Source organism: Sphingomonas sp. FW306-1B-B10E, assembly GCF_058782005.1.
The window spans coordinates 1-13,813 of record NZ_JBYSXG010000032.1 but is presented as its reverse complement, the minus strand read 5'-3'; the positions used below and the strand labels follow the sequence as shown (position 1 = coordinate 13,813).

The 13,813-nt window shown below is 67.3% G+C and carries 14 protein-coding genes and 1 tRNA gene; 10 read left to right on the top strand and 5 right to left on the bottom strand.

Annotation, left to right across the window (positions count from 1 at the left end; translation table 11 throughout):
* Nucleotides 1-2: 2 nt before the first annotated feature.
* The 5 genes from AC3WJI_RS13295 to AC3WJI_RS13275 all read left to right on the top strand — a co-directional run bounded on the left by AC3WJI_RS13295 (nt 3) and on the right by AC3WJI_RS13275 (nt 6,902).
* A complete protein-coding gene (locus AC3WJI_RS13295; protein WP_492757751.1) occupies nt 3-980 on the top strand; it encodes an ABC transporter ATP-binding protein in 978 nt (325 codons plus the stop codon).
* On the top strand, nt 980-1,774 hold the full coding sequence (locus AC3WJI_RS13290; RefSeq protein WP_492757750.1) for an ABC transporter permease: 795 nt from the start codon (nt 980-982) through the stop codon (nt 1,772-1,774). Before AC3WJI_RS13295 ends, AC3WJI_RS13290 begins: the two co-directional genes overlap by 1 nt.
* Before the next feature lie 82 nt (nt 1,775-1,856).
* Nucleotides 1,857-3,809, top strand: a complete 1,953-nt coding sequence (locus tag AC3WJI_RS13285; RefSeq protein WP_492757749.1) for a B12-binding domain-containing radical SAM protein — start codon at nt 1,857-1,859, stop codon at nt 3,807-3,809.
* Nucleotides 3,810-3,861: 52 nt separating this feature from the next.
* A complete protein-coding gene (locus tag AC3WJI_RS13280) occupies nt 3,862-4,701 on the top strand; it encodes a hypothetical protein (protein WP_492757748.1) in 840 nt (279 codons plus the stop codon).
* 92 nt (nt 4,702-4,793) lie between these two features.
* Nucleotides 4,794-6,902, top strand: coding sequence for a TonB-dependent receptor (locus tag AC3WJI_RS13275; protein WP_492757747.1), 2,109 nt, complete (start codon nt 4,794-4,796; stop codon nt 6,900-6,902).
* Nucleotides 6,903-6,940: 38 nt separating this feature from the next.
* Here AC3WJI_RS13275 and AC3WJI_RS13270 read toward each other — a convergent pair.
* The 5 genes from AC3WJI_RS13270 to infA form a co-directional block, all read right to left on the bottom strand.
* Nucleotides 6,941-7,016 (bottom strand) — tRNA-Phe (locus AC3WJI_RS13270).
* A gap of 31 nt (nt 7,017-7,047) precedes the next feature.
* On the bottom strand, nt 7,048-7,233 hold the full coding sequence (locus tag AC3WJI_RS13265) for a DNA gyrase inhibitor YacG (RefSeq protein WP_492757746.1): 186 nt from the start codon (nt 7,231-7,233) through the stop codon (nt 7,048-7,050).
* Between the two features lie 3 nt (nt 7,234-7,236).
* A complete protein-coding gene (locus AC3WJI_RS13260) occupies nt 7,237-8,184 on the bottom strand; it encodes a ribonuclease E/G (RefSeq protein ID WP_492757745.1) in 948 nt (315 codons plus the stop codon).
* Entirely contained in the window at nt 8,177-8,746 is a 570-nt protein-coding gene (locus AC3WJI_RS13255) for a Maf family protein (RefSeq protein ID WP_492757782.1), read from the bottom strand. The genes AC3WJI_RS13260 and AC3WJI_RS13255 overlap by 8 nt, the downstream gene beginning before the upstream one ends.
* Nucleotides 8,747-8,757: 11 nt before the next feature.
* A complete protein-coding gene (gene infA / locus AC3WJI_RS13250) occupies nt 8,758-8,976 on the bottom strand; it encodes a translation initiation factor IF-1 (RefSeq protein ID WP_003049127.1) in 219 nt (72 codons plus the stop codon).
* 186 nt (nt 8,977-9,162) lie between these two features.
* Between infA and AC3WJI_RS13245 the strand changes: the two genes are divergently transcribed.
* The 5 genes from AC3WJI_RS13245 to AC3WJI_RS13225 all read left to right on the top strand — a co-directional run bounded on the left by AC3WJI_RS13245 (nt 9,163) and on the right by AC3WJI_RS13225 (nt 13,772).
* Nucleotides 9,163-9,333: a hypothetical protein gene (locus AC3WJI_RS13245; RefSeq protein ID WP_492757744.1), complete on the top strand. Its 171-nt coding sequence runs from the start codon at nt 9,163-9,165 to the stop codon at nt 9,331-9,333.
* A 76-nt stretch (nt 9,334-9,409) separates the two neighbouring features.
* Nucleotides 9,410-10,549: an acetyl-CoA C-acetyltransferase gene (locus tag AC3WJI_RS13240; RefSeq protein WP_492757743.1), complete on the top strand. Its 1,140-nt coding sequence runs from the start codon at nt 9,410-9,412 to the stop codon at nt 10,547-10,549.
* Between the two features lie 39 nt (nt 10,550-10,588).
* A complete protein-coding gene (locus AC3WJI_RS13235) occupies nt 10,589-11,686 on the top strand; it encodes a CaiB/BaiF CoA transferase family protein (RefSeq protein WP_492757742.1) in 1,098 nt (365 codons plus the stop codon).
* 9 nt (nt 11,687-11,695) lie between these two features.
* On the top strand, nt 11,696-12,475 hold the full coding sequence (locus AC3WJI_RS13230; protein WP_492757741.1) for an SDR family NAD(P)-dependent oxidoreductase: 780 nt from the start codon (nt 11,696-11,698) through the stop codon (nt 12,473-12,475).
* Between the two features lie 151 nt (nt 12,476-12,626).
* Nucleotides 12,627-13,772 carry an acyl-CoA dehydrogenase family protein gene (locus AC3WJI_RS13225; protein WP_492757740.1) on the top strand — a complete coding sequence of 382 codons (1,146 nt, stop codon included), beginning with the start codon at nt 12,627-12,629 and terminating at the stop codon, nt 13,770-13,772.
* The last annotated feature ends 41 nt before the right edge of the window (nt 13,773-13,813 follow it).

The window sequence follows — 13,813 nt, the reverse complement described above, 5'->3', positions numbered from 1 at the left end:
TCATGGACAAGATAAGGACCGCCCCGAACATCGGCGCGATCGGGAGCGGCGGCAGCCGAAGCGCGACGGTGACGCTGCGCGACGTCGGCAAGCGCTATGGCGACCAGGTCGCGCTCGATGGCTTTTCGCTTTCGGTATATCCGGGCGAGGTCGTCGCGTTGCTCGGGCCCAATGGCGCCGGCAAGACGACCGCGATCCGCCTGATGCTGGGCCTGACGACGCCGGATACGGGCAGCGTCGAACTGTTCGGCCGAGATCCGCGCGACCGGGCGGCGCGCCAGCGGGTCGGCGCGATGCTGCAGGTCGGGGCAGGCGGCGTGCCGGGCACGCTGACCGTGCGCGAACACCTCAACCTGTTCCGGGCCTATCATGACCGGCCGCTGCCGATTGCCGAGATCGTGCGGCTCGCGGGAATCGAGGAGCTGGAGAGAAGGCGCTACGGCAAGCTGTCCGGCGGGGAGAAGCAGCGCGTGATGCTCGCGCTCGCGCTGTGCGGCGACCCCGATCTGCTGTTTCTCGACGAGCCGACGGTCGGCATGGACGTGGAGGCGCGCACGCTGTTGTGGAACCGGATCCGCGGCGCGGCCGATGCGGGCAAGGCAGTGTTGCTGACGACGCATTATCTCGAGGAAGCCGACCGGCTCGCGGACCGCATCCTGGTGATGCAGGGCGGACGGCTGATCGCCAGCGGCACCCCGGACGCGATCAAGGCCGCCGCGACGTCGCGCCACCTACGCTGCCGCACCACGCTTTCCGATGCGGCGATCCGCGGGCTTCTCGGCGTGACGCAGGTCGTCCGCGAAGGCGCCGTGACCGTGATCGCCTCGAGCGATCCCGACGGGACGATCCGTGCGCTCGTCGCTGCCGATCCCGCCGCAAGCGGCATCGAAGTCGAACAAGCGAGCCTGGAACGGGCCTTTCTCGCGCTCACCGGCGCGGCGGAGCGGCTGGTTGGCCAGGTCGAAGAGCAGGTGTCGTGATGAATGCAACCTCCGCAATCGCGCCTGCCGGCCGATCCACCCCGGTTTGGGGCATCTACTGGCAGGAGACCCGCTACGAGCTGACCAAGCTGGTCCGCGAGCCTTTATATCCGGCCGCGGTGCTGGGGTTCCCCGTCCTGTTCTTCCTGCTGTTCGGCTTGAGCAACGGCCATATCGACTTTGGCGGGCACCCTTTGTCGCGCTATTTGCTGGCGAGCTATTCCTGTTTCGGCGCGATCGGCGCGTCGCTGCTGGCGGTCGGCAGTGGCGTCGCGGTCGAGCGCGGCTATGGCTGGCTAGAGCTCAAGCGCGCCTCGCCGATGCCGCCGGCCGCCTATCTGTTCGCCAAGGTGGTGGCGGGCGTGCTCGCGTCGATCCTCGGCACGCTGGGGCTAACCCTGGTCGCCGCACTGACGACGCCGCTCGACGTGACGCCGTTGGAGGTACTGCACCTGCTCTCGGCAAACATCGCCTGTGCGCTGGTGTTCGCCGGACTGGGTGCCGCGCTCGGCCTGGTGCTGGCGCCGGCCAGCGCGCCCGGCATGATGTACATGGTCTATCTGCCGCTGTCCTTGTGCGCCGGATTGTGGCTGCCGCTCGAGTCGCTTCCGCATTGGCTGCGGTCGTTCGCGAAGATCCTGCCGTCCTATTATTCGTCGCAGCTGTCGCACACGGCTCTGGGCTATCCGAGCCCCGTGGCCGAGCCCGCGCTGTGGGCAGCCAATGCCGGCTTCGCGGTGGCGTTCGCGGCGGCGGCGCTGCTGATCTTCCGCCGCCAGCAAAGCGGCCGCTGACCGTGTCGCCGCAAGGGGGGCGACGCACGATCATTCAAGGAAGCGGGACGACCATATCGGCGTGAGGGAGGGGCAAGTGACGATGAAGCGTGTGGCTCTTTTCGAATTTCCAACGCGCGCGGGGATCGCGCCGCTGGCAACGGCCTATCTCCAGTCGTTCGCGTTGCAGGACGCGCGCGTACGCGAACATTGCGACTTCACGCTGCAGGTTATCAGCGTCGACGAGGCCGACGTCATCGGCAAGGTGGTCGCGGTGGATGCCGATATCTACGGGCTGTCGACCTATGTGTGGAACTCGCGCCTCGTGCGGCGCATCGTCGACGCGCTGATCGAGCAGCGTCCGGAGGCGCAGATCATCCTGGGCGGGCCGCAGGTGATGCACGGCGCGGCCGATTATCTGCGCAGCGACTGCGATCGGCTGGTGCTCTGCAACGGCGAGGGCGAGCACACCTTCCGCAACTATCTGTGCGCGATGCTCGACGACACGCCCGACCTGTCGCAGGTGAAGGGTCTGAGCTTCTACCGCGACGGCATCCTGTCGACCACCGAGGGCTCGCCGCGCATTCGCGAACTGGACGACATCCCCTCGCCGTTCCTGACCGGATTGATCGATCCCGCGTCCTTCTCCTTCGTGTCGTTCGAGACCAACCGCGGATGCCCGTTCAAATGCACCTATTGCTTTTGGGGCGGCGCCACCAACGCCAAGGTGCACAAGTTCGGCGAGGACCGCGTGTTCGACGAGATCGACTGGATCGGCGACAACCGGATCGAGATGGTGTTCCTGATCGACGCCAATTTCGGCATGTTACCGCGCGACCTGGAGATCGCCCAGCGCTTCGTGGACTGCAAGAAGCGGACGGGGTTCCCGAAGACGGCGTTCATCAATTCATCGAAGAACACCCCCGAACGCGTCATCGAGATCACGCGGATGTGGCACGAGGTCGGGCTGATCGCCGCGCAACCGGTGTCGATGCAGACCGTCAGCGTCGACGCGCTCAAGGCGGTCGAGCGCGACAACATCAAGGATTCGACCTATATCGAACTGCAGAAGACGCTGAACGCCTATGGCATGCAGTCCTTCCTCGAAATGATCTGGCCGCTGCCGGGGGAGACGCTGGCGTCGTTCCGCGACGGGCTGGATGCGCTGTGCCGGATGCGATCGGATTCCTTCGTCGTCTATCCGCTGATGCTAATCAACAACGTCAAGATGTCGACCCAGCGCGAACTCTACGGGCTGGAGACGATCGTCGATCCCGATCCGTGCAGCGAGGCAGAGATCGTCATCGCAACCGCGCAAGTCAGCAACGAGGATTATCAGCGTGGGATCAACCTCACCTATCACATGACGGCGCTCTATGCGTTCATGGGCTTGCGTCACACCATGGATTATCTCGACCAGACCGGCGGCGACACCTATACCGAGGTTGCAACCGCGTTCTGGCAGTTCTGCGAAGGCAGGCCCGAGGACCCCTATACCGAGTTCGTCAAGGGCATCGTGTCGATGACCGGGTTCAATGCCGGCGCCGGCGGCTTCATCGCCTTGGGAGGGGCGATTCACACCGCCTTGTTCGCAGGTGTCCGGCAGTTCGACCGCACGCTCCATGCCTTCGCGGCCCAGCAGGGCTGGCTGGACGACGAGGACGCCCGGCTGCGCTTCGAGATCGACCTGCTCAACCGGCCCATCCTCTATTCGAACGCCACCATCCCGGAAAAGCAGCCCTATCTGTCGATCCTGTCGGTCGAAGAGCGCGGCCGCGATGCGCTGGTCGTCCGCGTCCCCGGTCGCCACAGGGCAGTGCTTGCCGAGGCGCTCGCCCTCGAGCTGTCGGAGGGTGCGGAGGATCTGCTCGTGCGGATCGACTATCGCACGCCCAGCCAGATCGTCTTCCACGCCGGGCAGCCCGCGCGCTTCTACCATTTCCACTGTCAGACCCGCACCCGCGGCGACATCCGCTCGATCGCGCCGAGTTGGTCGGAGATCGGAGGCGATCTCGCCGTGGGAACGGCGCGCATTCCGGAGCACGTGCCGGGGTAACCGTCGAGCGGCATCTCACAATCTTGCACTTGGGTATATTGAGGCGGGCATTATGATCGACGAAGCACGATGCAGTGAAAGTCTGGGCGAAACGCGATTGGGCGGGTTCAAAGCCGGGATCGCGATGGCGGCCGCGATCGCGGGCATGGCGTCCGTCGCCATCCAAGCCGCGCCGCGCGGACAGTCCACCCCCACGCCACCGGCGCCAGCCTGCGCCAAGGCCCTGCCCCGCATCCAGCAATGCATCGCCGCTGCCGCCCTGTCCTCCGCCAAGGCCAAGGACATGGCGACATTGACCGCCGTCGCCGACCAGCTGCGAAGCGGAATGGCGACGGATCGCGGCCCGTCGCTGCACTATCGGACCTATTGGCTGGCTTATGCCGATTATCTCGCTGCCACCTTGGCGCTCGGCGAGAAGCGCCTGGACCGCGTCGCCGCGCTGACGTCCGAGGCCGACACCCTACTCGACAAGCTGGCGGTCAAGGATGACGAAAGCTACGCGCTGCAGGATCTCGTGCTGCTCGTCCGTTTCGCGGTCGCCCAGCCTGCGGAGATCGAGACGCTCGTATCGAGGACCGCCGATCTACGCGCGAAGCTGGCCAAATCGGGCTCGGTCCGTGCGCTCTACGCGCTGGCGCTGGCCGATCACTATACCCCCAAGCAATATGGCGGAGGCCGCGTGGCCGAATCGCTGCTGCGCCAGGCGCTGGCCGCCCGTGAAGACGCTGCCAGCCCCCTCAAGCCGACCTGGGGCCGGGATGATTGTGCAGCCTTGCTGATCCAGATCCTGCGCCAGGCAGGGTCGAATGACGAGGCCAACACGCTCTACGCGCAGTGGCGCCAGCGCTACCCCGACAGCTTCGCGCTTGCCCAGCTCGCCAAGACGTCGTGATTCCTTCGGGACGGGCATGGGCGGCGGTTGCCGCTCCCGTCGTGATTGCCGTCCTGTCCCCCGCTGCCCTTGCACAACAAGCAGCGAAGGAAGTGACGATCACCGACCAGGACGGCGCGCCGATCGCGCTTGCCGAAGTGAAGCTGCTTTCCGCCGGCAGATCGGTGGACCTGCTGACCGACGATGCGGGACGCATTGCGGTCGATCCAGCCCTGTCGAACGGCGTCGGCGTCATCCACCTCGACGTGTCGGCAGTCGGCTACGAGCCTGCCAGCATCGATCTGGAGGCGCAGGGCACCACCAGTCCGGTCATCCAGCTGAAGCCGCTGGCGGCCGACAGCGGCGATATCATCGTGGTGAGCCGCAGGATCTCGCGGCCGTTCAGTCCGCAGACGCTCGGCTTCCTCGATGTCGTCACCGATCCCAAGGCGCAGGCGGATCCGATCCTCGCGGTCAACAATCTGCCCGCGAGCACCAACGTCACCGGCAATGCACGCATCACCTTTCGCGGCAACCGGGCATCGATCAACCGCGCCTATCTGAACGACGTCCCCGTCTATGAATTCTCCGCCGGTTCCGAAGTCGATAATTCGACCGAGAACCGATCGGTCTTCGGGCTGATCGTCGCCGACGAAGTGGAAACCTATCCGGGAAACCCGCCGACCTATCTTTCCGGCGCGACCGGGGGGGTGGTGCGCGTTCTGACGCCCGACACCAAGCCGTCGGGCAGCACGGTCTCCATCACCGACCTCGGGATCAGCGGCGGCCACAGCTTCGCCTCCAAGGCGCAAGACAATTTCGTCGCCGTCTATGGCTCGCTCACCGATTTCACGCTGCACAATGCGATCAATCCGGGGCTGGACGAATTGTACGGCAAGATCCGCTCTGCCAGCGGCGGCGGCCTCGCGCATCTGACGACGCGCAGCGGCGGCACGGTCAACATCTTCCTGCAGGGGGAAGTGGCGAACGATGCCTTTCCGTTCACGGTCTACGGCGTCGACAGCATGTTCCGGCTGAAGCCCGCGAAGCAGCGCTCGGTCGTCTCGGCAGCGCTGCCGATGGGGGGCATGGTGCTCAGTGCCAATGCCGCCTTCACGCATTCGACCATAAGCGAGGCGTTCGGACGCTCGCGGGTGCACAGCACCAATGCATATGGGTTCGGCTCGCTGGATCTGGCGCGGGGCTCCTCGCGCGACAAGACGAGCGTCCGTATCGGCGTGGACGGCGAATATATCAGGCAGGTCAGCGGCACCGCACTGGTCTTCGACGAAAACGCAGTGTCGACCGGCGCTTTCCGCAGCGCCCTGCGCCAGCTCACCGGCTATGTCTTCGCCACTTATCGCGAGAGCGAACGGCTGATGTTCAGCGCCGGCGCCCGCCACAGCATCGCGAGCAACATCGGCCCCGTCTTCTCCGTCCAGGCCAGCGCCACGCTGTCATCCCCGGACCTGCGGCACAAACTGATCGTCTCGATCGGCAAATATGGCGGCGTCGCCGTGCCGACCCGGGCCTATTACGGTCCAATGGCGCGATCGACCAACCGCCAGCTCGAAGCCGATTATTCGTGGCATTTCGCCAACAACGTGATCGGGCTGTCGGGATATCTGTCGGAAGAAAGCAGCGAAGGCGCCCCCTTCGACAGCCAATATCTGCGCATCAGCAGCACGATCGACAATCTGACCGGGATCGCCCGCTCGACGCGAAGCCGCGGGCTGGAAGCCTATGCCACCTGGCTGCCCGCCAAGGGCTTGGATGCACGGCTGTCCTTCGCGACGGTCAGCCAGAGCATGCGCCTGGGCGGCCAGCGCGTACGCGGAAGCAACGATTATCCGGGCATCCTGCGGGCCAGCGTCAAATATGCGACGCCGAGAACGAGCACCTACAGCCTCAGCTTGACGCACCGGTCCGGCGAGCCGTTCACGCCGGCGGAGGGCGTGATCCTGCCGTTCGGGTCGCCGTCACCGGTCTACGGCCCGGTCAATGCGGCGCGATTGCCGGCCTATCTGTCGCTCGACGCGAGCATCTCCCGCCGCGTCCGCATCCGGCCGGTTCCCGGCAATCCGCTGATCTTCGCGGTGTTGAACAACCTCGCGAACCACCGCAACGCCTCGTCGCAGATACTGACCCTGCCGGGCGACGCGCTCGCCTATCGCAATCTGGCGGAGAGGACCGTGGTGCTCGGGCTCACGACGAGCTTCTGACGCGCTTTCGGCAGTCGCGATCAATCGGGTTTGGAAAATGGTGCCCGGGGACGGGGTCGAACCGCCGACACTGCGATTTTCAGTCGCATGCTCTACCAACTGAGCTACCCGGGCACGGGTCCCGGCGAACGCCGGAAGCGGGCTCTTAGTCGGCGTCCCGGCCCGTGTCCAGCCCGCTTTGCGTGTTCGGATCAACGGCTTCGCCGGGAACGCGATATCCCTCGCCCAGCCATTGCAGCAGGTCGCGGTCCTTGCAGCCGCGGCTGCAGAAGGGCTTGAATTCGCTCTCGGTCGCTTTGCCGCAGATCGGGCAGCCGTCACGCTTTGCCAATGTTCACTCCTTGGGGGCGACGAAGCTGGTCGCGCCGCCGATGCGCCGGGCGAGCTCGGCGGTCCATTCGGGCCGCTGCGCCAGCCGGTTGGCGATTCGCCTGTCCACCATATGGGTAGCGGGCGGCGGCGGGGGAAGCCGCTCGATCCGCCGCAATTCCGCCCGCGCCGCGGCGCCGACCGGATCGGCGCGGAGCAATTCGGGCAGCGAGGGCCGCGTCCGCCGCCGGACGATTTGCAGAAAACCGAAGCCGTTGACCGTGGTCCGCTCGAAGGGTTGCGGCAATGCGGCGTCGATCGCCTCGGCCACCGCCTGCCGCGCCGCCTTGTTGGCCAAAGTCGGGAAATCGATGCCGATCGAGCCTGCGATGCCGTGCCGCTCGATCGCGCGCGCCACCGCATGCGCCGCCGCTACCGCGAGCGGCTCGAGCGGTCCGCCGCCATCGACGTCGAACAGAGTCATCGCCGGGGTCGGCGACAGCCGCAGCGCGCCGCCCGCAAAGGCGATCTCGCCGGTCATTGCCTCTTCGAGCACCTCGGACCAGCCGGCTTCCTCGAACAAATCGGGCTCGTGGGCGCGCAGCATCCGCACCGGCACGCCGCTGCCGGCGATGCGCGTCAGCAAATTCGGGCCTTCGTCGGGCACCGCGTCGGGACCCGCGGGCACCGCCTTGGGCAGCTTCGGCCGCCCCGCCTCTGGGATCGCCTCGCGGACGATGCGCACGCGCAGCGGCCGGCCCTGGGTGATCCCCTGCGGCAGCGGATCGCACAATGCCTCGCCGCCCTCGAACGCGAGCTTGCCGGTGCTCTTGTCGACCAGCCGCGCGTCGAGCACCGCGTTGTGCCGCGGCGCAGTGCGTTCGAGTTCGATCCGCGCCTTCCAGATTACCCCGCGCGAGACGAGCGCGGCGCGGTTCTCGCCGATCCCCGCCTCGTACAGCCACTCAGCCAAGCGAATAGCCCGCGCCTTCGAGCAGCGCCCGCGTCTCGAACACCGGCAGCCCGACGACGCCCGAATGGCTCCCCGACAGGAAGCGCACGAACGCCTCGGCCTTGCCCTGGATCGCGTAGCCCCCGGCCTTGCCCATCCCCTCGCCGCTCGCGACGTACCAGTCGATCTCGGCCTCGCTCAGTCGCTTGAAGGTGACGACCGTGTCCGAGATCCGCGTCCGCGCGTTGCCGTCCGGGCCGATCAGGCACACCGCCGACAGGCAATGGTGCCGCCGGCCGGAGAGCAGGCCGAGCATCCGCCGCAGATCGGCTTCGTCTTCGGGCTTGGCAAGGATGCGGCGGCCGACCGCGATCGTGGTGTCGCCGGCCAGGACGATCTCGTCCGCGGCACGTTCCACCGCCTGCGCCTTGTCGATCGCGACGCGCAGCACATAGGCGCGGGGCAGCTCGCCCGGCCGGACATCCTCGTCGACATCGGGCGCGGCGACGCGCGCGGGCTCGGCGCCGATCCGCTTCAGCAGATCGAGCCGGCGCGGCGAAGTGGAGGCGAGGACGAGCCGCACAGGCCCGCCGCTCACTTGAAGCGGTAGGTGATACGGCCCTTGGTCAGGTCGTACGGCGTGAGTTCGACGAGCACTTCGTCGCCGACCAGCACGCGGATGCGGTTCTTGCGCATCTTGCCGGCGGTGTGGCCGAGAATCTCGTGATCGTTCTCGAGCCGGACGCGGAACATGGCGTTGGGCAGAAGCTCAACGACCTGGCCGCGCATTTCTAGGAGTTCTTCTTTGGCCAAAAATATGCCTCTCGGGTGAGCGCCAGCAAAAGTGGCGGTGCCTTTACTCTGCTACGCGCGAAAAGGGAAGGCGGACGGCAAGCGGCTGCGTCCACGGTAAGTAGATGGGTATCGCGTACCCCAAAGTCCAGCGCGGAACAATGCGCGAATCTCACGGATTCTCACTCTCGGTCAATGGAGAGTGTCATGAGCGAACGCGAACTGATCGAGCCCCATAAGGGCGACAAGCGCTATGTCCGCCGCGACGAGAAGGGCCAGTTCGACGAAGTCGTCGATGCCGGCCGCAGCCTCGCGCAGGACGTGCGCCACCATAGCGAGCACAAGAAACCGCGGAATCAGGGCGATCGCGGCGACTGACCCCCTTGCCTCCGCCCTCCCGCGCCACTTACACTGATGTAAGTTGACGGCCGGCAAGGCCGCGCGGGAGAGCAGGATGGCGGAGGCATATATCGTCGCGGCGGTGCGGACCGCCGGCGGCAAAAGGGGCGGCAGGCTGATCGGTTGGCATCCGGTCGACCTCGCCGGCGCAGTGCTCGCCGAAATCGCGGCGCGCAGCGGCGTGGATCCGCTCGCGATCGACGACGTGATCATGGGCTGTGTCGGGCAGGCCGGCGAGCAGGCGCTGCATGTCGGGCGCAACGCCGTGCTCGCCTCGGGCTTGCCGGCGAGCATCCCGGCGGTGACGATCGACCGCCAGTGCGGCAGTTCGCAACAGGCGATCCAGTTCGCCGCGCAGGCGGTGCTGTCGGGTACGCAGGACGTGGTGATCGCCGCTGGCGTCGAGCATATGAGCCGCGTGCCGATGGGCACCAGCGTCGCCGGCGCCAAACCGTATAGCGAGCGCCAGCTCGAACGCTTCGGGGTGCGCGGGTTCAGCCAATTCACCGGCGCCGAGAGGATCGCGCGAAAATACGGGCATAGCCGCGAGGCGCTCGATGCCTATTCGCTCGAAAGCCATCGCCGCGCCGCCGCCGCGGTCGAACGCGGCGACTTTGCCGACGAGATCATGCCGATCGAAATCGAGGGCGGGATTCATGCACAGGACGAGGGCATTCGCTTCGACGCGAGCCTCGAAGGGCTAAGCGGTCTCAAGCCGCTGGTCGAAGGCGGCGTGATCACCGCGGGAAACGCCAGCCAGATCTGCGACGGCGCCTCGGCAGTGATGGTAGTGAGCGCGGCCGCACTCAAGACGCACGGCCTGACCCCGCTCGCGCGCATCCACAACCTCACCGTGACCGCCGGCGATCCGGTGATCATGCTCGAGGAGCCGCTGTTCGCCACCGATCGCGCGCTGCAGCGCGCGGGCATGTCGATCGACGATATCGACCTGTACGAGGTCAACGAAGCCTTCGCGCCGGTGCCCTTGGCCTGGCTCGAGCACACCGGCGCCGATCCCGCCAGGCTCAACGTCAATGGCGGCGCGATCGCGCTCGGCCATCCCCTCGGCGCCTCGGGCACAAAGCTGATGACAACCCTGCTCCACACGCTGCGCAAGCGCAGGCTGCGCTACGGACTTCAGACGATGTGCGAAGGCGGCGGCGTCGCCAACGTGACGATCGTCGAGGCGTTGTGAAGAGACGCGCAAATCCTCCCCCTCCGGGGGAGGATTTAGGTGACCGGCGCGCTTTCCGGCATCCGCGTCATCGAGTTCGGCGGCATCGGCCCCGCTCCGTTCGCCGCGATGATGCTCGCCGATCACGGCGCCGAGGTGATCCGTATCGAGCGCCCCGACGCGACCTTCGGCCCGCACGCGCTCGCCAGATCCCGCAAGGCGGTCGGCCTCGAACTCAAGTCCGCCGAGGGCGCCGCAATCGCCCGCGCGCTCTGCCGCGACGCCGATGGCCTGATCGAAGGCTTCCGCCCCGGCGTGATGGAGCGCCTCGGCCTCGGCCCGGACACCCTGCTCGCCGACAATCCGCGGCTCGTCTACGGCCGCATGACCGGCTGGGGCCAGGACGGCCCGCTCGCCTTGGCACCGGGCCACGACATCAACTATATCGCCGTCGCCGGACTGCTCGACGGGATCGGCACGCCGGGCCAACCGCCGGTCGCCCCGGTCAATTATCTCGGCGATTTCGGCGGCGGCGGGATGCTGCTTGCGTTCGGGATGGTCAGCGCCTTGCTCGCGGTGAAGCGCGGCGCGCCCGGCCAGGTTGTCGACGCGGCGATGACCGACGGCGCCGCGCTCCTCGCCAGCATGAGCTGGGGGTTCAAGGCCGCCGGCCTGTGGCGCGGCGGCCCCGGCGCCAATTTGCTCAGCGGCGCCGCGCCCTTCTACCGCACCTATGCCTGCGCCGACGGCCGCCACGTCGCGGTCGGCGCGATCGAGCCGTTGTTCTATGCCGCGCTCGCCGCCGGGCTCCGCGAGGACGCCGCCGGCCAGATGGACGCCGACGCCTGGCCCGCACGCACCGAGCGCTTCGCCGCGACCTTCGCCACTCGTACCCGCGACGAATGGATCGCGCATTTTCCGCCCGAGGCCTGCGTCTCCCCCGTGCTGACGTTCGACGAAGCAGCCGCGCACCCGCATAACCGCGCGCGCGGCACCTTCGCGAAAGGCGCGCCCGCCCCCGCCCCGCGCTTCGCGGCCACGCCTGCGCTCCAGCCGCAGCCTTCGCGGACCGGCGAATGGACCGACCGGGTGCTGGCAGGCCTCGGATATGACGAACCCCAAATCGCGGCGCTCAGGGCCGCAGGCACGATCGGCTAGGAGAACGACATGAACTTCCAAGACACCGCCGCAGTGGTGACCGGCGGCGCCTCAGGGCTCGGCGCGGCAACGGCGCGGGCGCTGTCCGCGGCGGGCGCCAAGGTCGCCTTGTTCGACATGAACATCGAGAAAGGCGAGGCGGTGGCCGCCGAGATCGGCGGCATCTTCTGCAAGGTCGACGTCCGCTCCGACGACGAGGTCGATGCCGGCTTCGCCAAAGCGCGCGAGGCGCATGGTCAGGAGCGCATCCTCGTCAATTGCGCCGGCGTCGGCAATGCCTTCAAGACCGTCGGCCGCGACAAGGCGAGCGGCGAAATCCGCCAATTCCCCGCCGCGGCGTTCGACTGGGTGATCCAGGTCAACCTCGTCGGAACCTTTCGCTGCATCGTCAAGTCGGCAGCCGGCATGCTGACGCTCGACCCCAGGGAAGACGGTGAGCGCGGCGCGATCGTCAATACCGCCAGCGTCGCCGCCGAGGACGGCCAGATCGGCCAGGCCGCCTATTCGGCGTCGAAGGGCGGGATCGTCGGCATGACGCTGCCGATCGCGCGCGACCTGGCCTCGGAGGGCATCCGCGTCAACACGATCCTGCCTGGCATCTTCGACACGCCGCTGATGAACGCCGCGCCGCCGCAGGTGAAGGAAGCCCTCGCCGCCGCGGTGCCCTTCCCCAAGCGCCTCGGCCGGCCCGAGGATTATGCCAGCCTCGCGCTCGAGATGCTGCGCAACCCGTATTTCAACGGCGAGGACGTCCGCCTCGACGGCGCGATCCGCATGGCGCCGCGGTGAGCCCGGCGCGCGCCCATAACCAGCCCGTCACTCCGGACTTGTTCCGGGGTCCACTGCGCGGCAGCGGAAGCACGCACGCCTCTTGTCCTTCCGGTGCCGCACGGTGGACCCCGGCACTTCGGCCGGGGTGACGGTTAGGGAGAAGGCTACAATGCAAAGCACTTGGCGCGAAGACCCCGAACTCACCGCCCTCGCCGAGTCCGCATCGCGCTTCTTCGAGCGCCATGCCCCGCCCGAGCGCATCGCGGCGTGGCGCGAAGCCGGGCAGGTCGAGCGCGCCTTCTGGCGCCACGCCGGCGAAGCCGGACTGCTCGGCGTCTCGATCCCGACCGAATATGGCGGCGCCGGCGGCGACTTCCGCCATGACGTCACGCTCGTCGAGCAGGTCGCCCGCCACGGCGTCGAGGGCTTCGCCCTATCGCTGCACAACGTGATCATCCTGCCCTATGTCCTCGCCCATGGCACCGAGAAGCAGAAGCGCCGCTGGCTGCCTAAACTCTGCTCGGGCGAGAGCGTCGCGGCGATCGCGATGAGCGAGCCCGGGGCGGGATCGGACCTCCAGTCGATCCGTACGACTGCGCTGCGAGACGGCAACGGCTATCGGATCAACGGCGCCAAGACTTTCATCTCGAACGGCCAGATCGCCGACTTCATCATCGTCGTCGCCAAGACCGATCCTGACGCGGGCGGCAAAGGCGTGTCGCTGCTCGTCGTCGAGACCGAGAGCGCCGATGGCTTCCGCCGCGGCAAGGCGCTCGACAAGATCGGGCTCGACGCGCAGGACACGTCGGAGCTGTTCTTCGATGATGTCTGGGTCCCCGCCGACAACCTGCTCGGCACCACCGAGGGCCAGGGCTTTCGCCAGCTGATGGCCGAGCTCCCGCGTGAGCGCCTCGTCATCGCGGTGTCGAGCGTGATCGCGATGGAGAGGGCGGTCGAAGTGACTGTCGAATACGTCAAGCAGCGCGAGGCGTTCGGCAGCCGCGTGTTCGATTTCCAGAACACCCAGTTCAAGCTCGCCGAGTGCAAGGCCAAGGCGGCGGTCGCACGCGTGTTCGTCGACGACTGCATCGCCCGCCAGATCGCCGGAACGCTCGACCTCACCACCGCGGCGATCGCCAAGCTGTGGGTCACCGAAGCCGAAGGCCAGGTGGTCGACGAATGCCTCCAGCTGCACGGCGGTTACGGCTATATCAACGACTATCCGATCGCGCGGATGTGGCGGAATGCGCGGGTGCAGCGGATCTATGGCGGATCGAACGAGATCATGAAGATGCTGATCGCGCGGTCGCTATAGAGTCCCTCTTAGCCCCTCCCCTTCAGGGGAGGGGTTGGGGT